The sequence below is a fragment of the Saccharothrix mutabilis subsp. mutabilis genome (genome assembly GCF_039521145.1).
GTDB classification, from domain to species: Bacteria; Actinomycetota; Actinomycetes; order Mycobacteriales; family Pseudonocardiaceae; genus Actinosynnema; species Actinosynnema mutabilis.
On record NZ_BAAABU010000079.1, the window covers coordinates 1 to 545 of the forward strand.

Consider the following 545-nt stretch of genomic DNA (forward strand, 5'->3'; position numbering starts at 1 on the left):
ATTGCTTTGCGTTCATGTATCCTTCGTCCTTGTGTATATGGATTTGAAATGCTTCGATACCGAAACGTTCTTTGCAGACCGTGGCAAATTGCTGGAGTTCCTGCATGGTGGTTTCTTGCTTGATTACTATTACCCCCTCCCGTATGGGTGCTGCTTTAGTCTGCATCTTCTGCCCAACCGTATCGAAATATCTCTGTTTCGCACTCTCCAGCCGATGGGAGATGCTATCTCCAACCCAGCTTTCATTCAAATGACTAAGTTCCGGACGAACATAGTCCAACTCTTTTTCCCTAAAGTTGTGAATCTCGCTCCCCGGCTTCACTGCTTGTACATGAATACTTGTTGCTCCCATAAGTTAACATTTTTGTGACAATCGATAACAGCCGGTGACAGCCGGCTGACAGGGGGTTAAGGGGGCTTGTCCCCTTACACACGTACCCTTTAGGGTGCTAGTGTGCTATCACCATACTGCATAGGTGCGAAGTTAGTGAATGTTTTGTAAATGCACAAATAAAGGGGAAAACATTTGGATTTGCGACAATAAA

General features: G+C 45.3%; 1 protein-coding gene. It reads right to left on the bottom strand.

The features are described from left to right. A partial coding sequence (locus ABD126_RS38665; RefSeq protein WP_486374856.1) for a plasmid recombination protein occupies positions 1-352 on the bottom strand: 352 nt, incomplete at its 3' end. Positions 353-545: the final 193 nt, after the last annotated feature.